Source organism: Nocardioides caldifontis (assembly GCF_008087345.1).
Classification (GTDB): domain Bacteria; phylum Actinomycetota; class Actinomycetes; order Propionibacteriales; family Nocardioidaceae; genus Marmoricola_A; species Marmoricola_A caldifontis.
In genome coordinates, this window is the sequence record NZ_VHIB01000020.1 from 1 (window position 1) to 19,492 (window position 19,492).

Consider the following 19,492-nt stretch of genomic DNA (forward strand, 5'->3'; position numbering starts at 1 on the left):
CGTGATGGTCCTCGAGGATTCTGTGGAAGGTTGACTCGAAGGATCACGCGGTGGCCGCGCTTCGTTCCGACGTACACGCCGGCGACGATCTCGACGACCGCGCTACACCACTATCGGGGACTCAACTCGCCACGAGGGGCGGCTCAACACCCCAGGCGCGCGCCACGAGGGGCGGCTCAACACCCCAGACGCGCGCCACAAGGGGCGGCTCAACACCCCAGGCGCGCGCCACGAGGGGCGGCTCAACACCCCAGACGCGCGCCACGAGGGGCGGTTCAACACCCCAGGCGCGGCGAGCGGGTCAGTCGGGGCGCTTGGAGAGCCTCGCGGCGAGGGAGGCGACGGCGTCCTCGCTGGCGGAGGCGGCGGCCCGGTTTGTCTCCTCGAGCTCGCGGAGGAGCTCCTCGCGGTGGACGGTGACCGAGCGGGGGGCGTTGATCCCGACGCGCACGACGTCACCACGCACGTCGAGCACGGTCACGGTGACGTCCTCGCCGATGACGATGCTCTCGCCCACCCGGCGGCTCAGGACCAGCATGGCGACACGCTACATGCCCGACCGCGGCACGCGCGTCGTACACCGCTGAGCCCGGCCCCCTTCCTTCCGCGTCAGGAGTTGGTAAGGTCAGCGGCGCACCAGATGCACAAGTTCCAGCAGGTTTTCAAAGAGACGCCCGCGGGAGTGTTGTGAGTCCGGCGGCGTTGACCTTCGGGGTTGCTCCCAGAGGGGCCAGCGTCAGGCAGCTGGTGCAGGTCCGCCGAGGTGGCGGGCCAGGCCCCGACAGAGGAGTAGCAGAGCATGGCTCAGGGCACCGTCAAGTGGTTCAACGCCGAGAAGGGCTTCGGCTTCATCGCCCAGGAGGGTGGGGGTGACGACGTGTTCGTCCACTTCTCCGCCATCCAGATGCAGGGTTACAAGTCCCTCGAGGAGAACCAGCGCGTCGAGTTCGAGGTCACCCAGGGCCCCAAGGGTCCCCAGGCCGAGAACGTTCGCGCCGTCTGACACGGACGACGTCACGGAGGGCCCCCGCCGCGAGGCGGGGGCCCTTCTGCGTCCCGGCACCGCCCGGCCCCGCCCGGCCCCGCCCCTGGCCCCGGTCCGCCCGAAGGCGGCAGGGGTTTGCCCGGCACCCTTCGGGTCAAAATCGTGGCAGGGCCGAGATGCGGCCGCGGACGAGACAGGAAGGAGTGGCCGGCGGTGGCGGGTGACCATCTCGACGTCCCTCTCGAGGACGCCGCGCTCCTCGAGGAGGTGGAGCTGATCTCCGCCCTGATGATCGCCGCGAGCGAGAGCGAGGAGAAGCTCGGCGAGCACGAGATCGACCGGCTCCTCGGGCTCACCGACCACGACCGCACGTCCGGCGCCACCGGTGCCACCGGTGCCACCGGCGCCGAGGAGCGGCCCCCGTCCTGACCGGCGATTACGTCGTAGCCACAGGGAGCCCCTAGCATGGCTCCCGGTCTTCCCCCGTCTCCCAGGAGTACACCGTGCCGATACGGTTCCGACCCGTCGACGCCTCCTTCTACGACCTCTTCCAACAGTCCGCGAACCAGCTGGTCAAGGGGGCCGCCCTCCTCGCCGAGATGCTCGGCGACGGCGCCGACCGGAAGACGATCGCGGACCGGATGCGCGAGCAGGAGCACCTCGCCGACGAGGCGACCCACGACATCATCAAGCGGGTGAACAAGACCTTCGTCACGCCGTTCGACCGCGAGGACATCTACTCGCTCGCGTCCGGGCTCGACGACGTCATGGACTTCATGGAGGAGGCCGTCGACCTGGTCCTCCTCTACGAGGTGCAGGAGCTCCCCAGCGAGCTCGCCACCCAGGTCGAGGTCATCCAGCGGTGCGCGGACCTGACCGCGAGCTCGATGCCGCGGCTGCAGACGATGAAGGACCTCCAGGAGTTCTGGATCGAGATCAACCGGCTCGAGAACACCGGGGACAAGACCTACCGCCGGATCCTCGCCAAGCTCTTCAGCGGTGAGTTCGAGGCGCTCGAGGTGCTGAAGCTCAAGGGCATCGTCGACGCGCTCGAGGAGGCGATCGACGCGTTCGAGAAGGTTGCGAACACGATCGAGCAGATCGCCGTCAAGGAGTCCTGAGTTGGACCTCGCGATCATCATCGCGGTCGTCACCGTCGCCCTGGTCTTCGACTACACCAACGGGTTCCACGACGCGGCGAACGCGATCGCGACCTCGGTCTCGACCCGGGCGCTCACCCCGCGGGTGGCGCTCGGGATGGCCGCGGTCATGAACTTCATCGGCGCCTTCCTCGGCCAGGAGGTCGCCAACACGGTCGGCAGCGTGATCACGCCGGGGGTCAGCACCCACGGCATGGTCGTGGTGATGGGCGGCCTGTTCGGCGCGATCGCGTGGAACATGCTGACCTGGTACTATGGCCTGCCCTCGTCCTCCTCCCACGCCCTCATCGGCGGCCTCGTCGGTGCGGCGATCGCGTCCGGTACGACGGTCAAGTGGGACGTCATCATCGAGAAGATCGTCATCCCGATGGTCGCCTCGCCGCTCTTCGGCTTCGCTGCGGCGTTCCTGGTGATGATCGCGCTGCTGTGGCTGTTCCGGAAGGCCAACCCGCACAAGATGAACCGCGGCTTCCGGCTCGCGCAGACCGCCAGTGCCGCCGCGATGGCGCTCGGCCACGGCCTCCAGGACGCCCAGAAGACGATGGGCGTGATCTTCCTGGCGCTGCTCGCCGGCGGGTACGTCGACGACGGCGACCCGCTCCCGACCTGGGTGATCTTCTCCGCGGCCGCCGCGATCTCGCTCGGCACCTACGCCGGCGGCTGGCGGATCATGCGCACCCTCGGCCGGCGGATCATCCACCTCGACCCGCCCCGAGGGTTCGCCGCCGAGTCGGTGGCCGCGGGCGTGCTCTACACGACCGCGTTCGCCTTCGAGGCCCCGATCTCCACGACCCACACGATCACCTCCGCGGTGATGGGCGTGGGCGCGACGAAGCGGCTCTCCGCGGTCCGCTGGGGCGTCGCCCGCTCGATCGTGGCGGCCTGGGTGCTCACCTTCCCGGCGGCCGGGCTGGTGGCGGCCGGCAGCTACGCGGTCCTGCGCTACGTGTTCCAGCTCCCCTGACGGCCCCTGACGGCCCCTGACGGGCTGCGTCGAAGGCCGCCGGGTCACTCCGAGACGGTGAGCCGGTAGCCCAGCCCCCGCACCGTGCGTACGGCGACGGGGTGCCGCAACCGGCGCCGGAGCCTGGCGACGTGGACGGCGAGGGCGTTGCGCGAGGCCGGCCGGTCCGCCCACAGCACCGCCTGGATCCGCTCGGTCGTCACCACCCGGTCGCTGTTCGCCATCAGCAGCCGCAGCAGTGCGAACTCCTTCAGCGGGACCTCGTCGAGCTCGACGCCGTCCTGGTGCACGGTGTGCGCGACGGGGTCGAGGGTGAGCGGCCCGACGGTCAGCCGGCAGTCGGCGAGGTGCTCCTGCAACGCCCCCGAGACGCGGTGCAGCACCTCCTCGGCGTCGTACGGACGGGCGACGGCCGCGGTCGCGCCGGCGAGCAGGAGGGGGCCGACAGACTCGGTCTCCCCGGGGCCGATCCCGACCAGCACGGGCTGCGGGCCGGTGCGGCGGACGGCGAGGACGACCTCGGTGGCAGGGACGTCGGGGAGGGTCGGGGCGACCACGACGACGTCCGGGGTGGTGCTGCCGAAGGCGACCAGGGCGTCGCTGCCCCGCGAGCGGAGCACCACCTCCATGCCGGCCGCGCGCAGCCGGTCGCCGAGGGGCGCGGCGGCCGACGGGCAGTCGACCACCAGCACCCTCGACCCCAGAGGGACGGGCCACGCCGTCGACCGGTCCGTGACCGTGGGGACCCGAGAGTGCACGGCTCAGCCGAAGCGGCCCGAGACGTAGGCCTCGGTGGCGGCGTTGTCAGGGTTGGAGAAGATCTTCTTCGTCGAGCTCATCTCGACGAGCTGCCCGGGCAGCCCGACCCCCTCGAGGTTGAAGAACGCGGTCTCCTGGGAGACCCGCGCCGCCTGGTGCATGTTGTGGGTCACGATCACGATCGTGTAGTCGGTCTTGAGCTCCTGGATCAGGTCTTCGATCGCCGCCGTCGAGATCGGGTCCAGCGCGGAGCAGGGCTCGTCCATGAGCAGCACGGCGGGCTCGACGGCGATCGCCCGAGCGATGCAGAGCCGCTGCTGCTGGCCCCCGGAGAGGCCGGCGCCGGGCTTGTCGAGCCGGTGCTTGACCTCCTCCCAGAGGTTGGCGCCCCGCAGCGAGCGCTCGACGATGGCGTCGGCGTCGGACTTCGAGAGCCGGCGGGCGTTGAGCCGCATCCCGGCGAGCACGTTCTCGTAGATCGACATGGTCGGGAACGGGTTGGGCCGCTGGAAGACCATGCCGACCTGGCGGCGTACGGCGACGGGGTCGACGTGGGGTGCGTAGAGGTCCTGCCCGTCCATCACGATCCGGCCCTCGACGCGGGCGCCGGGGATGACCTCGTGCATCCGGTTGAGCGAGCGCAGGAACGTCGACTTGCCGCAGCCGGACGGCCCGATCAGCGCGGTGACCTCGTTGGCCTTGATCTCCATCGACACCTGGCGGACGGCGAGGAAGTCGCCGTAGTAGATGTCGAGGTCCGAGACCTCGATGCGCCTCGCCATGGCGGCCCTCCGCTGCTCGGGTGAGGTGTCGGCCGGTCGGGTCGCGTTCCGTGGCTCCTGCGCCGGGTGGGTGGCGTGCGGCTTGCGGACGCGGGTGAATGTCTTCATCGAGCCTTCTTCGGTGAGAATCGCGCACCCACGTAGCGGGCGAGCAGGTTGAGTGCCATGACGATGAGGATCAGGACGAGCGCAGCGCCCCAGGCGCGTTCCTGCCCGAAGGACGCGGGGATCCCCGGCTGCGTGTACGAGTAGTAGGTGAAGACCGGGAGGGTCATCATCGGCGCGTCGGAGAAGAGGTTCCAGCTCACCGAGTCGGTCTTCCCGGCGATGATGAGCAGCGGCGCGGTCTCCCCGGCGACCCGGGCGACGGCGAGCGTGACGCCGGTGACGATGCCCGCCAGCGAGGTCGGGATGACGACGCGCAGGATGGTGCGCCACTTCGGCACACCCAGGGCGTACGACGCCTCGCGCAGGTCCGCCGGCACCAGCCGGAGCATCTCCTCGCAGGAGCGGACCACGACCGGGATCATCAGCAGGGACAGGGCGATGGAGCCCCCGAAGCCCATCCGGATCCCGGGACCGAAGATGAGCTGGAACAGCGCGTAGGCGAAGAGGCCGGCCACGATCGACGGGATGCCGGTCATGACGTCGACGAGGAAGGTCAGCCAGCGGGCGAGCCGGCTGTCGCCGCCGTACTCCACGAGGTAGACCGCGGTCATCAACCCGACCGGTACGGAGATCACGGCCGCGCCGAGGGTGATCAGCAGGGTGCCGACGATGGCGTGCTGGATGCCGCCGCCCTCGCCGATGACGTTGCGCATGGTGCCGGTGAAGAACTCGCCGGTGAGCTGGGGGAGCCCCTTGGCGAGCACCGTCCAGGTGAGCGACAGCAGCGGCACGAGGGCGATCGCGAAGGAGGTCCAGACCAGAGCGGTCATCAGCCGGTCCTTGGCGGCGCGTGCGTTCTCGACGGCGCGGGACCAGCCTGTGATCGCGACGACGTTGAGCACGGTCGCGAACGAGGCGATCGCGACGAGCCCCCACCCGAGCAGGATCCCGAGCACGCCCGCGGCGGCCACGGAGAAGGCGAGCGCGGCGAGGGGTGCCCAGCGGGGGAGCCGGGGGTGGCTCAGCGGGACGGTGAGCTGGACCGGCGGCTCGCTGTCGAGCGACGGGCTCTCGGTGGTCGTCAGCTGGTCGGTCATGTCAGCCCTTGATCTGCCCGCGCGCGACGATGCTGCGGGCGGCGAAGTTGACGGCGAAGGTGACCACGAAGAGCACCAGCCCGGTGGCGATCAGGACGTTGACCCGCTCGCCGGAGGACTCAGGGAACTGCAGGGCGATGTTCGCGGCGATCGTGGACGGGTTGACGCTGCTGATCAGGTTGAACGTCACGACGCCGGTCGCGGACAGCACCATCGCCACTGCCATGGTCTCGCCGAGGGCGCGGCCGAGGCCCAGCATCACCGCGGACACGATCCCGGAGCGGGCGTGGGGGAAGACCGCGGTGCGGATCATCTCCCACCGGGTGGCGCCGAGGGCGAGGGCCGCCTCCTCGTGGAGCTTCGGCGTCTGCAGGAAGACCTCGCGGGAGATCGCGGTGATGATCGGCAGGATCATCACCGCGAGCACGATGCCGGCGGTGAGGATCGTGCGCCCGGTGGTCGCGGTCGGCCCGGCGAAGAACGGCAGCCAGGAGACGTGCTCCTGCAGGAACTGGTAGCCGGGCACGAGCCGGGGGGCGAGGAAGTTGATCCCCCAGAGGCCGTAGACGACGCTCGGGATCGCGGCGAGCAGGTCGATCGTGTAGGCGACCGGCCGGGCGAGCCGCGCCGGTGCGTAGTGCGAGGTCACCAGCGCCACGCCGATGGCGAGCGGGGTCGCGATCAGCAGCGCGATGAGCGCCGCCAGGACCGTGCCGTAGACCAGCGGCCAGACGTAGGACAGGAATCCGTCCTTGCCGCTGTAGACCGAGTCGTCACCGGTGAGGCCCGGGATCCCCTCGAAGGTGAGGAAGAAGGTGACGCCGGCAAGGGCGAGCAGGATCAGGACGCCTGCCCCCTTCGCGACGCCCGCGAAGACGACGTCGCCGCGCTGGCGCGCCGGGCGGCCGGTGCCGCGTTCGGTGGTGGTGGTGCTCATCTGGTCTCTCGTCCGCTCGTCCGGGACCGGCAGGGACCTGGGGGCGGTCGCCCCCAGGTCCTCCGGATCAGCCCGCGTTGATCCCGTCGATCAGCCCCTGGGCCTCGTCGGTGAGCGCCGAGGTGAGGGGAGCGGCGCCGGCGGTCTCGGCGGCCGCGGCCTGGCCCTCCTCACTGACCACGTAGCTCAGGAAGCCCTTGACCAGGTCGGCGGTCTCCTGGTCGTCGTACGTCGGGCAGGCGACCAGGTAGGAGACGAGCACGATGGGGTACGCGCCGCCCTCCTCGGTGTCCCGCGCGAGCTCGACGGCCATGCTGCTCTCCGGACGCCCCTCGGCGCGCGGCGAGACCTCGAGGATCTGCGCGGCGGCCTCCGGGGTCGGCCCGACGAACTCCTCGCCGACCTGGATGTTGGCCACCGAGAGGTCGCCGGCCTGGCTGGCGTCGGCGTACCCGATGGTGCCGGAGCCGTTGCTGACCGCGTCGACGACGCCGGAGGTGCCCTGGGCGCCCTCCCCGTCCTCGATCGGCCACTCGCCGACCTCTCCGTGGGTCCAGACGTCCGCTGCGACGGCGTCGAGGTAGGCGGTGAAGTTCTCGGACGTGCCCGACTCGTCGGAGCGGTGGACGCTCGAGATCGGGTCGCCGGGGAGGTCGGCGTCCGGGTTCAGCTCGGCGATCGCCGGGTCGTCCCAGGTCGTGATCTCGCCGGCGAAGATGCCTGCCAGCGTCGCGCCGTCGAGGTTGAGCTCGTCGACCCCCTCCAGGTTGTAGATGACCGCGATCGGGCTCACGTAGTTGGGGACCTCGATCGGCGCCGCCGTGCACTGCTCCTCGGCAGCCGCGAGCTCCTCCTCGTCGAGGGCCGAGTCGGTGCCGGCGAACGGGTAGCCGCCGGAGATGAACTGCTCGCGGCCTCCGCCCGAGCCGATCGGCTCGTAGTTGACCGTCACGTCGGGGTTGGCCTCCTGGAAGCCGGCCCGCCACGCCGCCATCGCGGCCTCCTGCGAGCTGGCGCCGCCGGCGCTGAGGGTGCCGCTGAGGCCGCTGCCCTCGCCCTCGCCCTCGTCGGCGGAGGAGTCGTCGCTGCACGCCGACAGGGCGGTGGCCAGGGCCAGGGTGGCGACCGCCGGGGCCAGCCCGCGGCGGATGTTCGTGCGCCTCACGTCATGTTCTCCTGTGTCTCTTTGACTGAACACAGGTGAACGTAGGGAGGGGCGATGAAGCGAACCCCCGACGCGGGTGAACGCCGGGTGAACGGTGGCTTGCGGTTCTGTCCGGCCGGCTAGGCGGAGACGGGTTCGACCGCGGCGATCCGTCCCTCGTGGTGGTGCACCACGACCGCTGCGCCCTTGTCGATCGGCAGCGGCGCGAGGTGCAGGGCGTCGAGGACGGCGGGCAGCACCTCGCGGTGGGTGCACAGCACGGTGGGGGTCGTGCCGCGGAGCAGCCTGCGGGTCACCAGCGCGACCGTGTCCGGCTCGGCGCCCTTGGCGAGGTCGTCGGTGCACTCGAGCTCGAGGCCGGCGTGGTCGGCGTACGGGCTGAGGGTGGTCCAGCACCGCCTGCTGCTCGAGGACACCAGCCGGGCGGCGCCGTACGCACGGAGGAGCGGGACGAGGTCGCGGGCCTGCTGCTCACCGTCCTCGCTCAGCGGCCGCTTCTCGTCGGCCTTCGACCACGACGCCTTGTCGAGGGCCAGCGCGTGGCGGAGTACCACGAGCGGGGTGGTCGGCTGCTCGAAGAGGAGGGCGTCGCGCAGCGTGGCCCGGTCGTGCTCGTAGGTGAGCTCCGTGGCGGCCCGGTCGGCGGGGAGCCAGCGGACGGCGTCGACCTCGTCGTTCGGCTCGTACGCCGCGACGTCGTGGCCGTCGTCGAGGGCACGGCCGACCCAGTAGTGCACCTGCTTGACCGCCTTGACCTCGTCCCCCGCCCTCACCAGGTAGAGCTGCGGCGGCAGCGGCGGACCGAGCCGCACCGCGACGCCGGTCTCCTCCTCGACCTCGCGGACCGCCGCGACGTGCGCGGTCTCGCCCGGGTCGAGCTTCCCCTTGGGGAACGACCAGTCGTCGTAGCGCGGCCGGTGCACGAGCAGCACCTCACTGCGCTGCTTGCCCTTCGTGGCCCGGCGGAGGACCACCGCGCCGGCCGCGGGGACGACGGCGGGCTGCGGCATGGGGCTAGTCTCACACCACCCCTGACCCGCCCGCTCCCTGGAGGTGCCGCTCCGTGCGACGCAGCAGGTGGCTGGTGGCCGCCGCGGTGGTGCTCGTCGTCGGCGTGGTCGCGTGGTTCGTCTGGCCACGCTCGACCACCCCGTGGCAGGAGGCGCTCGAACGGCTCCCCGACTCGGTGCTCAAGGTGTCCTTCACCGACTGGGCCGAGGTGGCCTCGTCGCTCGAGACGTCGTCGGGCTCGGTGGAGGCGCAGGTCGAGGCGACGTACGACAGCGGGGTGACGGTCACCTCCGCCCTCGCGCAGTCGGTCGCGCCGATGGAGGAGCAGTGGGGGATCACGCCGCTGGACGCGGAGTGGGAGGCCTACGGCCAGGCGCGCGACGGTGCCGTGGACCTGCTCAAGCTCGGTGAGTCCATCTCGATCTCGGAGCTCGAGGAGCGGTTCGAGGAGATGGGGTACACCGAGTCGTCGGGGGTGTGGACCGGCACGCCCGAGCTCGTCGCGCAGGTGCAGCTGACGGTGCTGCAGGAGAACGTCGCGGTCCTCGAGGACGAGCGGCTGCTGGTGATGGGCGACGACCCGGCGTACGTCGAGTCGGTGCTGTCGGGGGACACCTCGCTCGCCGACGAGGTGTCTCTGCTCGACGACGCGGCCGGGTCGCCCGTGGCGGCGTACCTCTGGGCCTCGGACTTCGCCTGCGAGGACCTCGCGATGTCGCAGGCCGACCCCGCGGCGGCGGCCGAGGCGGAGGAGCTGGTGGAGTCGGTGGGTGGCGTGCACCCGCTGGCCGGGTTGGTGATGGCGCAGCAGCCGTCGGGGCGGGTGCGGGTCGGGTTCGCCTTCGCGGACTCCGGCGCCGCCGACGCCGACCTGCAGCCGCGCACCGACCTGGCCTCGGGCGAGGCGATCGGCCAGGGCGGCACCTTCCCCGACCGGTTCGAGGTGGTCTCGGCGACCGCCGAGGACGAGGTGGTGACGCTGACCCTCGACCCGAGGGGCGGCCGCCTCCTCGGCGACGTCGGTCAGGGACCGGTGCTGTTCGCGACCTGCTGACGGGTCAGCGTCGGGTGGCCGTGACGAGCCACATCGCCGAGCTGAACGTCACCCCGTCGTCGGTCTCGTGCGCCCGCATGGTCGCCGCCAGCGTCTCCAGCGCGGCCGCCCGCGCCGGTGGGTCGAGGTCGGCGACCATCCAGCCGTTGAGCCCGGCCATGAACTCGAACGCCTCGGCGGCCGTCGGGCCGAAGTACATCCGCCGTTCCAGCGGCTCCAGGTGGGGTTCGTCGAAGCCGGCGCCGGTGAGCAGCGCGCGCACGTGGTCCGGGTCGCTCAGGGCGAACGGTCCCGGGGCGCCCGGTGGCGGAGGGGCCAGGTCGCGGCCGGCGGCCAGCGACCCCATGATCTCCCGCAGCCACTCGTTGCGCGCGAGCTCCTGCCACACCAGGAGCGCGAGCCGCCCTCCAGGACGGAGCGCGCGGGCGAGGTTGGCGAACGCCGCCTGCCGGTCGCCGAAGAACATCGCGCCGGTGCGGCTGACGACCACGTCGACCTCGTCGAACGGGTGCACCTGCGCGTCCGCGCGCAGGAACTCGACGTTGCGGATCCCTTCCGCATCGGCCCGCCGCCGGGCCACCTCGAGCTGCGCCGTGGACAGGTCGACGCCGGTGACCGACGCGGCCGTCCGGGCCAGGTCGAGCGACGTGCGCCCCGCGCCGCAGCCGACGTCGAGGACCCGGTCGCCCGGGCCGACCCCGGTGCCGGCGAGGAAGAGCGGTTGGTACTCCCTCAGCGACTCGTCGAACGCGTCGGCGTGCGTGGCCCAGTAGGCGCCCTCGTCGCCGTCCCACGCCTCGGCCTGCCTCGCGTTGGCCTGTGCGACCTCTTGAACCTGTCCCACGGCGACCACCTCTTCTATACTCCCTTTGGGACTATTCAAGGCGTACGCCGAGGGGGTACGGATGTCAACGGCTGACGACCGGCCGACTGGACCACGGCTGACCACCACGTCGTACGCGATCCTCGGGCTGCTCGCGGTGCGCTCCTCGAGCAGCTACGAGCTCACCCGCCAGATGGGGCGCGGGCTCGGGCGGATCTGGCCGCGCGCCGCCAGCAAGCTCTACGAGGAGCCTAAGAAGCTGGCCGCCCTCGGGCTGGCCCGGGCCCGCGAGGGGTCGGTGGGCGAGCGGCGCCGCACCGTCTACTCGATCACCCCGAAGGGCCGCCGCACCCTCGCCGCCTGGCTCGCCGAGCCCGGGGCCGGGCCGGTGCTCGAGTCCGAGCAGCTGGTCAAGCTGTTCTTCGCCGACCACGGCACGACCCGCGACGCACTCGCCACGATCGCCGCCGCGCGTGCGTGGGCTGAGGAGCGCAACGAGGACAACGTGCGGGTGGGCCGTGCGTACCTCGGGGGGGAGGGTGAGTTCCAGGAGCGGGTCGCGACGAACATGGTGGTCGGCGCCTTCCTCACCGAGCTCTACCGGACGGTCGCCGAGTGGGCCGACTGGGCGGAGCAGGTCGTCGGTCGGTGGCCCGAGGACCCGCGGGGGGCGACCCTCGACCGGGAGGCGATGGAGTGGGTGGTCGACCGGGCGGGCTGGTCGGTCCGCTGACCCGTCATTCAGTGCAGTTGGGTCCTCGGGAGCCCGTTCCCGAGCCCATCTGCACGGTATGAGGACGGCCGGGGCGGTACGACGGGCGACGCGGACGGCCCACGACCCACCGCCGCTCGACCTCCGGCTCGAAGCGGGACCTCCGGCGGGCGGCGAGGAGCCGGTGCACGAGGCGACGTCGGTCGCGGAGGTCGCCGCTCGTCACCCGCGCCATCTCGAGGCCGACCTCCCGGAACCCCGCCTCCCGGTCGACGTCGTCGCTGTGGCGCTGCGCGGAACGGTGGTCCTCCCCGTCGTACTCGATCGCGAGCCCGGCCACGGGATCCAGCAGGTCCGGGTACCCGAGCAGCCGGCCGGTCCGGTCGTGCACCGCGACGTTCACCAGGGGCGGCGGCAGCCCGGCGTCGACCACCCACACCAGCCGCACCCGGACCTCGGGCGGCGAGGCGCTCCCCTCGGTGGCCAGGGGAAGTGCGCTGCGCACCCGAGGGACACCGGGCACGCCGCGCCACGACGAGCGGGTGGCCAGCACCTCCTCGATGTCGAGGATGGTGACCAGTCCGGCTGCTGCAGCCATGTCGAGCGCCACCACCGCGTCCTCGGTGCTCGGCGCCAACCGCATCGCGTCGAACGTCGCCCACGGAGCCGGCAGGCAGAGCAGCCCGTGGACCGAGTCCCGCCGGCGGAGGGGCGCCTGGTGGTACGCCATCCCGCGATGCGGCCGCGGGTTGCATCCCGGTGGCACCGCCACGGCGACCGGCAGCCGTCGACGGCCGTCAGCCGTCCGGCCGTCGAGGAACGCCGCACCGCGCAGGAGCAGCGAGGCCCAGCCGGTCAGCACGCCGTCGCGGTGCATGCACACTCCGACCTCGGCCACCCGTTGCTCCGGGAGGGACCGGTCGGTGCCCGCCGGGACGTACCAGCCCGGCCACACTCGTTCCCAGCGCTGACCTCGGGCCGCTCCAGGGGTAGGGCCGAGGATCCCCCGCGGGTCGACCTTCACGGGGATGACGAAGGGGCGTGGGGGCCGGTGCGGTGCCCAGTGGTGCTCGTCCATGCGGGGACGGTGGCGCGGCTCGCCGTACGGCGCTCGACCCGCCCGTCATCCTGTGCAGTTGGGCTGGGATTCCCGGCCTGTGGAGCCCAACTGCACTGGATCAGGCGTCAGGTGACGAGCGACCGGCGGCGGGAGGTGGAGTACCGGATCAGCCACTCCTGCAGCTCCACCAGGGGCCGGCCCTGCTCGTCGAGGTGCTTCCGGGTCCAGACGCCGTCCTGGCCGAGGTGCCAGGCGGCCGTTCCCGGGTCGAAGGCGGTGTCGAGCATCCGGTCGAGCTCCCGGACGGCGTGCTCCGCGAGCACCGGCACCAGCACCTCCACCCGCCGGTCGAGGTTGCGGTGCATCAGGTCCGCGGAGCCGATCCACACCTCGGGGTCGCCGTCGTTGTCGAACCAGAAGATCCGGCTGTGCTCGAGGAACCGGCCGAGTACCGACCGGACCTCGATCGTCTCGGAGAGTCCCGGCACCCCGGGGCGCAAAGCGCAGATGCTGCGGGTCAGCAGCTGGACGCGGCAGCCGTTCCGGGAGGCGCGGTACAACGCGTCCGTCACCGCCTCGTCGACCAGGGCGTTCACCTTGATCCGGATCCGCCCCTTGTCGCCGTACGACGCCTCGCGCTCGATCCGCTCGACGAGGCCGTCGCGGACCGAGTGGGGGGCGACCATGAGGCACTCGTACGACGGGTCGCGGGCGTAACCGGAGAGGTTGTTGAACAGGTGGCCGACGTCCTCGGCGATCCGCTCCTCGGTGGTGAGGATGCCGAGGTCCTCGTACATCCGCGCGGTCTTCGGGTTGTAGTTGCCGGTGCCGAGGTGGACGTAGCGGCGGATGCCGTCGGCCTCCTGGCGGACCACCAACGACAGCTTGCAGTGGGTCTTCAGCCCGACCAGCCCGTAGACGACGTGGCACCCGGCGTGCTCGAGCTTGCGGGCCCACTTGATGTTCGCGCCCTCGTCGAAGCGTGCCTTGATCTCGACGATCACCAGCACCTGCTTGCCGGCCTCGGCGGCGTCGATGAGCGCCTCGATGATCGGGGAGTCGCCGGAGGTGCGGTAGAGCGTCTGCTTGATCGCGAGCACCGAGGGGTCGGCGGCGGCCTGCTCGAGGAACCGCTGCACCGAGGTGGAGAACGAGTCGTAGGGGTGGTGCAGGAGCACGTCACGGCGGCGGACGCTGCTGAAGACGTCGACCGGGGAGGCCGACTCGACCTCGGCGAGGTGCGGATGGGTGGAGGGCAGGAAGGAGGGGTACTTCAGCTCGGCCCGGTCGAGGTCGGCAATGTCGTTGAGCCCGCGCAGGTCGAGCGGCCCCGGCATCCGGACCACCTCGGCCTGGTGCACGCCGAGCTCGTTGACGAGCATCTCGAGCACGACGGTGTCCATCGTCTCCTCGACCTCGAGCCGCACCGGCGGCCCGAACCGGCGCCGCTGGAGGCTGGTCTCGAGGGCGGTGAGGAGGTTCTCCGCGTCGTCCTCCTCCACCTCGAGGTCCTCGTTGCGGGTGACCCGGAAGGTGTGCACGGCGGTCACGTGCATGCCGGGGAACAGCGGCTTGAGGTGCGCGGCGATCACGTCCTCGAGCGGCACGAACCGCTGCGCGTCGACCTCGATGAACCGCTCGAGGATCGGTGGCACCTTGACCCGCGCGAAGTGCTCCTTGCCGGTCGAGGGGTTGCGGACCACGACGGCCAGGTTGAGCGAGAGCCCGGAGATGTAGGGGAACGGGTGCGCCGGGTCCACCGCCAGCGGGGTGAGGACCGGGTAGATGCGCTCCTTGAACAGCTTCTTCATCCGGCGCTGCTCGTCCTTGGCGAGGTCCGCCCAGCGGAGGACGTGGATCTCCTCCTTCGCCAGCGCCGGGCAGAGCACGTCCTTGAACAGCGCGGCGTGGCGCTGCATCAGCACGGTGGTGGTCGACCAGATCTGCTCGAGCACGGCGCGCGGCTGCAGCCGGCTGGCCCCGGGGACGGCGACACCGGCGGCGATGCGCCGCTTCAGCCCGGCGACCCGGACCATGAAGAACTCGTCGAGGTTGGAGGCGAAGATCGCGGCGAAGCGGACGCGCTCGAGCAGCGGGACGTCCTCGTCCTCGGCGAGCTCGAGCACCCGCTGGTTGAACCGCAGCCACGACAGCTCCCGGTCGAGGAACCGGTCGTCGGGGAGCTCGCCGGAGCTGACGTCGTACTCCGGGTCGACGTCGTAGGTGTCGGTCACCGGGGCGACCAGCTCCTCGACGGCGGTGTCGAGCGCGGGACCGTCCACGGCGTCGTCCATGGACCCATGGTTGCACCGCGGGGTGAACGGCGGGAGGACACGAGATGGACCGGCGGTAGCCTGCCCGCCATGCCCACGGGGAAGACCGACCGAGACCTGCCGCTGACCACCCGGCTGACCGCCCTCTCCGCCGCGGCTGCGCTGCGCGGCAAGGGGGCGGTGTTCAAGGCCGCGATGTCCCTCCCGGAGCCGGTGGTCCGCCGGCTCGCCGGCCGCCCCGTGGTCATCGACGGCAACACCCTGTCGCCGCACACCCAGCTCGCGCTGCGGCTCCAGCGGCTGGCCCGGGAGCGCGGTGCCGAGACGCTGCCGCTGCCGAAGGGCCGGGCGGCGGTACGCCGGCACGCGGCGATGGTCGGTGGGGTGCACCCGGTCGGACGGGTCGAGGAGCGGACGGTCGCGGGGGCCGAGGGTGAGCTGCCGGCCCGGCTGTACGTCCCGCGCGCGCTGGTCGACGGCCCCGGCCCGGACCCGTTGCTGGTGTTCTTCCACGGCGGCGGGATGATCTACGGCGACCTCGACAGCCACGACGCGCTGTGCCGGTTCCTCGCCGAACGGGCGGAGGTCCGGGTGCTGGCGGTGGACTACCGGCTGGCCCCGGAGCACCCGTTCCCGGCCGGGGTCGAGGACGCGGCGGCGGCGTACGAGCACGTGGTGCGCCACGCGGCGGCGTACGGCGCGGACCCCGACCGACTGGCCGTCGGCGGCGACTCGGCCGGCGGCTACCTGTCCGCCACCACCGCGATCGCCGCCGCAGAGCGGGGGCTGCCGCTGCGCCACCAGCTGCTGATCTACCCGCTCACCGACATGCGCGGCGAGTGCGAGAGCCGGCGAACGTTCGGTGAGGGGTACTACCTGACCACCGGGTTCATGGAGCTCGCGACGCAGCTCTACATGGGCGACCACGACCGCTCCGACCCGCGCGCCTCGGTGCTGCTCGCCGACCTCCCGGAGGGGCTCGCGCCGGCCTTCGTCGCGACCGGCGGCTTCGACCCGCTGCGCGACGAGGGGGAGGCCTACACGCGCAAGCTCGCGGAGGCCGGGGTGGAGGTCCAGGCCGAGAGGTACGCCGGGGAGATCCACGGGTTCGCGAACATCCTGGGCGTCGACGGGCCCTCGCGGCGAGCGATCACCGACATGGCCGACGTACTGCGTAAGGCTCTGGTGTAGCGCGACCCATTCGCGGCCACTATGTTTCCGAACGTCAGTCGGGAACGGCGGCCGAGGAGGGGCTGTGACGATCGACCTGAGCCGGCTCGTCGCCGACGCGGCCCGGGAGCTGGAGGGTGAGGACCCGGCCACCACCATGGACCGGGCCGTCGGTCTCGCCGTGCAGCTGGTGCGGGGCGCGCACGAGGCGGGGATCACCGTCGCCCGACGGGCCGGCCGGATCGACACACCGGCGGCGACCGAGCCCCTGGTGGTCCGGGTCGAGGCGCTGCAGCAGGAGCTTCAGGAAGGCCCGTGCCTCGACGCCCTGCGCAAGCGCGAGGTGGTCCGCAGCGCGGACATCGGCGCCGACGATCGGTGGCCCACGTGGGGGCCGAGGGTCGCGGCCGAGACGCCGATCCGGAGCATGCTGTGCTTCCGGCTGTTCACCGACGACGACGTCGTCGGCGGGCTGAACCTGTACTCCTACAACCACGACGCCTTCGACGACGAGGACGTCGAGGACGGGATGCTGCTGGCCGCCCAGGTCTCGGTCGCGATCGCGTCCGCGCAGGAGATCGCCCAGCTCCGGGTCGCCGTCGACGGCCGCACCGTCATCGGCCAGGCCCAGGGGATCCTCATGGAGCGGTTCGGGATCGACCCGACCCAGGCTTTCGCGGTGCTCGCCCGGGTGTCGCAGTCGCGCAACGTCAAGGTGAGCCGGGTGGCCGCCGAGCTGGTGGAGAACCGGCGGACGCCCGAGTAGCCGTCAGCCGTAGGAGTACATGACGTCGGTGTCGACGTCGGCGTGGGTGAACCCGAACCGCTCGTACAGCCGCACGGCGGTGTGGTTGTCGGCCTCGACGTACAGCACGACCTCGCCGAGCTCGCGCCGGTGGAGGTGCTCGAGCCCCGCGACGAGGAGCGCCCGGCCGAGGCCGCTGCCCTGCATCTCGGGCGCGACGCCGATCACGTAGACCTCGCCGTACGCCGGGGTGCCGCCCTTCTCCGGGTGCACCTTCGTCCAGTGGAAGCCGACGACCTCGAAGTCCTTGTCGGCGACGATGAACCCCTCGGGGTCGAACCAGTCCTCGCCCTTGCGCTCGTCGAGGCCGCGCTGGTCGAGGTCGCCCTGCTCGGGGTGGAAGGCGAAGGCCGCGGCGTTGACCCCGAGGAACCCGGTGTCGTCCTGCCCCGGACGGAACGCCCGGAGGACCACGCCGGCAGGGACCTTCGCGTCCTCGAGGGGCAACGCCGCCTGGCGCCGCATCAGCCAGAGCTCGCGGGTGGCGGTGAGCCCGAGCCGGGCGGCGAGCGCGCGGGCTGCCGGGTGGTTGCCGTGCGACCAGGCGGTGAACGGGATGCCGTCGAGGGCCTGGAGGACGGCTTCGCCGAGGGCGGTGCCGGTGCCCCGGCCCCGGGCCGCCGGTGCGACCACGAGGTCGAGCTCGGGCCGGCCGCCGCCGTACAACCCGTGCAGGTAGGCGAAGCCGAGCGGCTCCTCGCCCTCGGTGGCGAGGAAGACGATGCCGGTGTCGAGACCGCGGTTGCGCAGCGTCAGCACCGCGGCCTCGTTGAGCGCGGCACGGCCGTCCGCGGTCTCGGCCGACTCGGCCACCCGTCGTACGGCGTCCGCGCCACCGGCGCCTGTGCTCCAGTCGAAGTGCTCGGGCTCGAGGCGGCGGAGGTCCATGGACGCAGAGGTTACGACGCGGAGGGCGCGGGCGCGGCTTTCTGCTCGGTGGGCTCTTTGGGTGGCAGCACGAAGCGGTAGCCGACGTTGCGGACCGTCCCGATCAGCTGCTCGTGCTCCGGACCGAGCTTGGCGCGGAGCCGGCGGACGTGGACGTCGACGGTGCGGGTGCCGCCGAAGTAGTCGTAGCCCCAGACCTCCTGGAGCAGCTGCTCGCGGGTGAAGACCCGGCCCGGGTGCTGGGCGAGGTACTTCAGCAGCTCGAACTCCTTGAACGTCAGGTCGAGCGGACGGCCGCCGAGCTTCGCGGTGTAGGTGACGTCGTCGACGGTGACCTCGCCGGAGCGGATCACGTGGGCCTCGGGGTCGTCGTCGGCGTTCTTCTGCTCGAGCCGCGCGATCGCGAGCCGCAGCCGGGCCTCGACCTCGGCCGGGGAGGCGGTCGACAGCAGCAGGTCGTCGAACCCCCAGTCGACCGCGGCGACCGACAGCCCGCCCTCGGTGAGGATGAGGATCACCGGCGAGGTGGTGCCGATCGTGCGGAGCAGCCGGGTGATGTCGCGCGCCTTCGCGAGGTCCTGGCGGCCGTCGACGAGGACGAGGTCGACCGGCGGCGCCTCGAGGAGCGCGGTCCCCTCCGCGGGGAGGACACGTACGGTGTGCGGCAACAGGGCGAGCGCCGGGAGGACCTCGGCGGAGGGCTGGAGCGCGCTGGTCAGCATCAGCAGGGCACTCAACGTCGCCTCCCTTCCGGTCGCGACGGTCGGGCGTTGGTACGCGGACCGTCGCAGCGACGGCTCGCCCTTGAGCCGGACTGGATTGAGGGAGGATATCGGACATGGCTCTCGCTGCGCAGTCGACCACCGTCGTCGTCCACCTCTGGGCAGGCGCCCGCGCCGCGGCCGGCGTGGGCGAGGTCACGCTCGACGTGGACGGCCCGGTGACCGTCGGGTGGGTCCGCGACGAGGTGGTGAAGCGGTTCCCCGCGGCGGAACGGCTCCCCTCGGTGCTCGGCGTCTGCTCGGTCCTCGTCGGCGACCGGCCCGTCGGCCGGGGTGACGCCGCGTCGGTGCCGGTCGAGCCGGGGGAGACCGTCGAGTTCCTGCCGCCGTTCGCGGGCGGCTGAGGCGGCTCTCCGCCCCTGTTCTTCGGGGCGGCTGTGCACTCTCCCACCTGACCCGTAGGGGTCAAACCATGACTCCTGTCATGACTAGGCCGGGTGCCCCGGACGGGTCACCCGCCTCGTAACCACCCCCCGGACGCCTCGTTGATCTGCACGTGACCGCCTCGTCCGACCGGGGGATTCGGGCGAGGCGGTCGCCCTGACGTGTGAACCGATCACGCGCCTCGTGCGTCCAACCCTGCAAGCCCCGGTGGTGTCGTCCGGGGGCGTTCGACACCACCAGCGCCGGGAGGCCCTCCCACCTCCCCGGCGTACGGCGGTTCCCTCCCAGGCCGCCACCCGAAGGGCCGCTGACCATCCCAGGGGTCGGCGGCCCTTCGTCGTCCCCGCCCGAGCGTCGAGCCGCCCTTCGTGGCGCGCGTGGGTGGTGTTGAGCCGCCCTTCGTGGCGCGCGTGGGTGGTGTTGAGCCGCCCTTCGTGGCGCGCCGGAGTGGAGTCCAGCAGAGTGGTGTACGACGAGATCCCGGTAGCGCGTCGCTGAGAACGTGAACGCGGTCATCGGGTGATCCTTCGAGTGATCTCTCACAACCGACTCGAAGAAGGACACACCGATGAC

The 19,492-nt window shown here is 71.9% G+C and carries 21 protein-coding genes; 9 read left to right on the forward strand and 12 right to left on the reverse strand.

Annotation, left to right across the window (positions count from 1 at the left end; translation table 11 throughout):
* Window positions 1-301: 301 nt before the first annotated feature.
* Window positions 302-538 (reverse strand): carbon storage regulator CsrA, encoded by a 237-nt coding sequence (gene csrA, locus FIP57_RS22610; RefSeq protein WP_148576099.1) that lies wholly within the window; start codon window positions 536-538, stop codon window positions 302-304.
* Between the two features lie 261 nt (window positions 539-799).
* Here csrA and FIP57_RS22615 point away from each other — a divergent pair, with 261 nt between their 5' ends.
* The 4 genes from FIP57_RS22615 (at window position 800) to FIP57_RS22630 (ending at window position 3,109) form a co-directional block, all read left to right on the forward strand.
* A complete protein-coding gene (locus FIP57_RS22615; protein WP_148576101.1) occupies window positions 800-1,003 on the forward strand; it encodes a cold-shock protein in 204 nt (67 codons plus the stop codon).
* A 195-nt stretch (window positions 1,004-1,198) separates the two neighbouring features.
* Entirely contained in the window at window positions 1,199-1,414 is a 216-nt protein-coding gene (locus tag FIP57_RS22620) for a hypothetical protein (RefSeq protein WP_148576104.1), read from the forward strand.
* Window positions 1,415-1,488: 74 nt separating this feature from the next.
* Complete coding sequence (locus tag FIP57_RS22625) at window positions 1,489-2,106, forward strand: DUF47 domain-containing protein (RefSeq protein ID WP_148576106.1); 618 nt, start codon at window positions 1,489-1,491, stop codon at window positions 2,104-2,106.
* A gap of 1 nt (window position 2,107) precedes the next feature.
* Window positions 2,108-3,109 carry an inorganic phosphate transporter gene (locus FIP57_RS22630; protein ID WP_148576108.1) on the forward strand — a complete coding sequence of 334 codons (1,002 nt, stop codon included), beginning with the start codon at window positions 2,108-2,110 and terminating at the stop codon, window positions 3,107-3,109.
* Window positions 3,110-3,153: 44 nt separating this feature from the next.
* On the opposite strand, the gene FIP57_RS22635 is transcribed toward FIP57_RS22630, so the two are convergent.
* The 6 genes from FIP57_RS22635 to FIP57_RS22660 form a co-directional block, all read right to left on the reverse strand.
* Window positions 3,154-3,801 carry a response regulator transcription factor gene (locus FIP57_RS22635; protein WP_148576110.1) on the reverse strand — a complete coding sequence of 216 codons (648 nt, stop codon included), beginning with the start codon at window positions 3,799-3,801 and terminating at the stop codon, window positions 3,154-3,156.
* A gap of 69 nt (window positions 3,802-3,870) precedes the next feature.
* Window positions 3,871-4,650 (reverse strand): phosphate ABC transporter ATP-binding protein PstB, encoded by a 780-nt coding sequence (gene pstB / locus FIP57_RS22640; RefSeq protein WP_148576140.1) that lies wholly within the window; start codon window positions 4,648-4,650, stop codon window positions 3,871-3,873.
* A 104-nt stretch (window positions 4,651-4,754) separates the two neighbouring features.
* Window positions 4,755-5,855, reverse strand: a complete 1,101-nt coding sequence (pstA, locus tag FIP57_RS22645) for a phosphate ABC transporter permease PstA (RefSeq protein WP_148576112.1) — start codon at window positions 5,853-5,855, stop codon at window positions 4,755-4,757.
* Window position 5,856: 1 nt separating this feature from the next.
* The gene (gene pstC / locus FIP57_RS22650; protein ID WP_148576115.1) at window positions 5,857-6,792 is read right to left on the reverse strand and encodes a phosphate ABC transporter permease subunit PstC; all 936 of its coding nucleotides are present in this window, start codon (window positions 6,790-6,792) and stop codon (window positions 5,857-5,859) included.
* 67 nt (window positions 6,793-6,859) lie between these two features.
* Window positions 6,860-7,957 carry a phosphate ABC transporter substrate-binding protein PstS gene (gene pstS / locus FIP57_RS22655; RefSeq protein WP_148576117.1) on the reverse strand — a complete coding sequence of 366 codons (1,098 nt, stop codon included), beginning with the start codon at window positions 7,955-7,957 and terminating at the stop codon, window positions 6,860-6,862.
* 119 nt (window positions 7,958-8,076) lie between these two features.
* Window positions 8,077-8,967: an NUDIX hydrolase gene (locus FIP57_RS22660; RefSeq protein ID WP_148576119.1), complete on the reverse strand. Its 891-nt coding sequence runs from the start codon at window positions 8,965-8,967 to the stop codon at window positions 8,077-8,079.
* Between the two features lie 53 nt (window positions 8,968-9,020).
* On the opposite strand from FIP57_RS22660, the gene FIP57_RS22665 reads away from it, so the two are divergent.
* The gene (locus FIP57_RS22665; RefSeq protein ID WP_148576121.1) at window positions 9,021-10,022 is read left to right on the forward strand and encodes a hypothetical protein; all 1,002 of its coding nucleotides are present in this window, start codon (window positions 9,021-9,023) and stop codon (window positions 10,020-10,022) included.
* Between the two features lie 4 nt (window positions 10,023-10,026).
* Here FIP57_RS22665 and FIP57_RS22670 read toward each other — a convergent pair whose 3' ends face one another.
* The gene (locus tag FIP57_RS22670) at window positions 10,027-10,866 is read right to left on the reverse strand and encodes a class I SAM-dependent methyltransferase (protein WP_148576123.1); all 840 of its coding nucleotides are present in this window, start codon (window positions 10,864-10,866) and stop codon (window positions 10,027-10,029) included.
* Between the two features lie 61 nt (window positions 10,867-10,927).
* On the opposite strand from FIP57_RS22670, the gene FIP57_RS22675 reads away from it, so the two are divergent.
* Window positions 10,928-11,578: a PadR family transcriptional regulator gene (locus FIP57_RS22675; RefSeq protein WP_148576125.1), complete on the forward strand. Its 651-nt coding sequence runs from the start codon at window positions 10,928-10,930 to the stop codon at window positions 11,576-11,578.
* A gap of 4 nt (window positions 11,579-11,582) precedes the next feature.
* Here FIP57_RS22675 and FIP57_RS22680 read toward each other — a convergent pair whose 3' ends face one another.
* Complete coding sequence (locus FIP57_RS22680; protein WP_148576127.1) at window positions 11,583-12,635, reverse strand: hypothetical protein; 1,053 nt, start codon at window positions 12,633-12,635, stop codon at window positions 11,583-11,585.
* A 107-nt stretch (window positions 12,636-12,742) separates the two neighbouring features.
* Window positions 12,743-14,911 (reverse strand): RNA degradosome polyphosphate kinase, encoded by a 2,169-nt coding sequence (locus tag FIP57_RS22685; protein WP_148576129.1) that lies wholly within the window; start codon window positions 14,909-14,911, stop codon window positions 12,743-12,745.
* 69 nt (window positions 14,912-14,980) lie between these two features.
* On the opposite strand from FIP57_RS22685, the gene FIP57_RS22690 reads away from it, so the two are divergent.
* Window positions 14,981-16,081, forward strand: a complete 1,101-nt coding sequence (locus FIP57_RS22690) for an alpha/beta hydrolase (protein WP_148576132.1) — start codon at window positions 14,981-14,983, stop codon at window positions 16,079-16,081.
* Between the two features lie 64 nt (window positions 16,082-16,145).
* Window positions 16,146-16,826: a GAF and ANTAR domain-containing protein gene (locus FIP57_RS22695; protein ID WP_203231425.1), complete on the forward strand. Its 681-nt coding sequence runs from the start codon at window positions 16,146-16,148 to the stop codon at window positions 16,824-16,826.
* Window positions 16,827-16,829: 3 nt separating this feature from the next.
* Here FIP57_RS22695 and mshD read toward each other — a convergent pair whose 3' ends face one another.
* Both mshD and FIP57_RS22705 read right to left on the reverse strand, forming a co-directional pair.
* The gene (gene mshD, locus FIP57_RS22700; protein WP_148576134.1) at window positions 16,830-17,753 is read right to left on the reverse strand and encodes a mycothiol synthase; all 924 of its coding nucleotides are present in this window, start codon (window positions 17,751-17,753) and stop codon (window positions 16,830-16,832) included.
* An 11-nt stretch (window positions 17,754-17,764) separates the two neighbouring features.
* Window positions 17,765-18,490, reverse strand: coding sequence for a winged helix-turn-helix transcriptional regulator (locus FIP57_RS22705; protein WP_148576136.1), 726 nt, complete (start codon window positions 18,488-18,490; stop codon window positions 17,765-17,767).
* A gap of 101 nt (window positions 18,491-18,591) precedes the next feature.
* Here FIP57_RS22705 and FIP57_RS22710 point away from each other — a divergent pair, with 101 nt between their 5' ends.
* Entirely contained in the window at window positions 18,592-18,879 is a 288-nt protein-coding gene (locus FIP57_RS22710; protein ID WP_148576138.1) for a MoaD/ThiS family protein, read from the forward strand.
* Window positions 18,880-19,492 lie beyond the last annotated feature (613 nt).

Bases quoted from the DNA above. Each gene is read 5' to 3' on its own strand.
- FIP57_RS22660 (WP_148576119.1), bottom strand. From the start codon at position 8,967: ATGCCGCAGCCCGCCGTCGTCCCCGCGGCCGGCGCGGTGGTCCTCCGC.
- FIP57_RS22690 (WP_148576132.1), top strand. From the start codon at position 14,981: ATGCCCACGGGGAAGACCGACCGAGACCTGCCGCTGACCACCCGGCTG.
- pstC (WP_148576115.1), bottom strand. From the start codon at position 6,792: ATGAGCACCACCACCACCGAACGCGGCACCGGCCGCCCGGCGCGCCAG.
- FIP57_RS22675 (WP_148576125.1), top strand. From the start codon at position 10,928: ATGTCAACGGCTGACGACCGGCCGACTGGACCACGGCTGACCACCACG.
- FIP57_RS22685 (WP_148576129.1), bottom strand. From the start codon at position 14,911: ATGGACGACGCCGTGGACGGTCCCGCGCTCGACACCGCCGTCGAGGAG.
- csrA (WP_148576099.1), bottom strand. From the start codon at position 538: ATGCTGGTCCTGAGCCGCCGGGTGGGCGAGAGCATCGTCATCGGCGAG.
- FIP57_RS22710 (WP_148576138.1), top strand. From the start codon at position 18,592: ATGGCTCTCGCTGCGCAGTCGACCACCGTCGTCGTCCACCTCTGGGCA.
- FIP57_RS22680 (WP_148576127.1), bottom strand. From the start codon at position 12,635: ATGGACGAGCACCACTGGGCACCGCACCGGCCCCCACGCCCCTTCGTC.
- pstB (WP_148576140.1), bottom strand. From the start codon at position 4,650: ATGGCGAGGCGCATCGAGGTCTCGGACCTCGACATCTACTACGGCGAC.
- mshD (WP_148576134.1), bottom strand. From the start codon at position 17,753: ATGGACCTCCGCCGCCTCGAGCCCGAGCACTTCGACTGGAGCACAGGC.
- FIP57_RS22615 (WP_148576101.1), top strand. From the start codon at position 800: ATGGCTCAGGGCACCGTCAAGTGGTTCAACGCCGAGAAGGGCTTCGGC.
- pstA (WP_148576112.1), bottom strand. From the start codon at position 5,855: ATGACCGACCAGCTGACGACCACCGAGAGCCCGTCGCTCGACAGCGAG.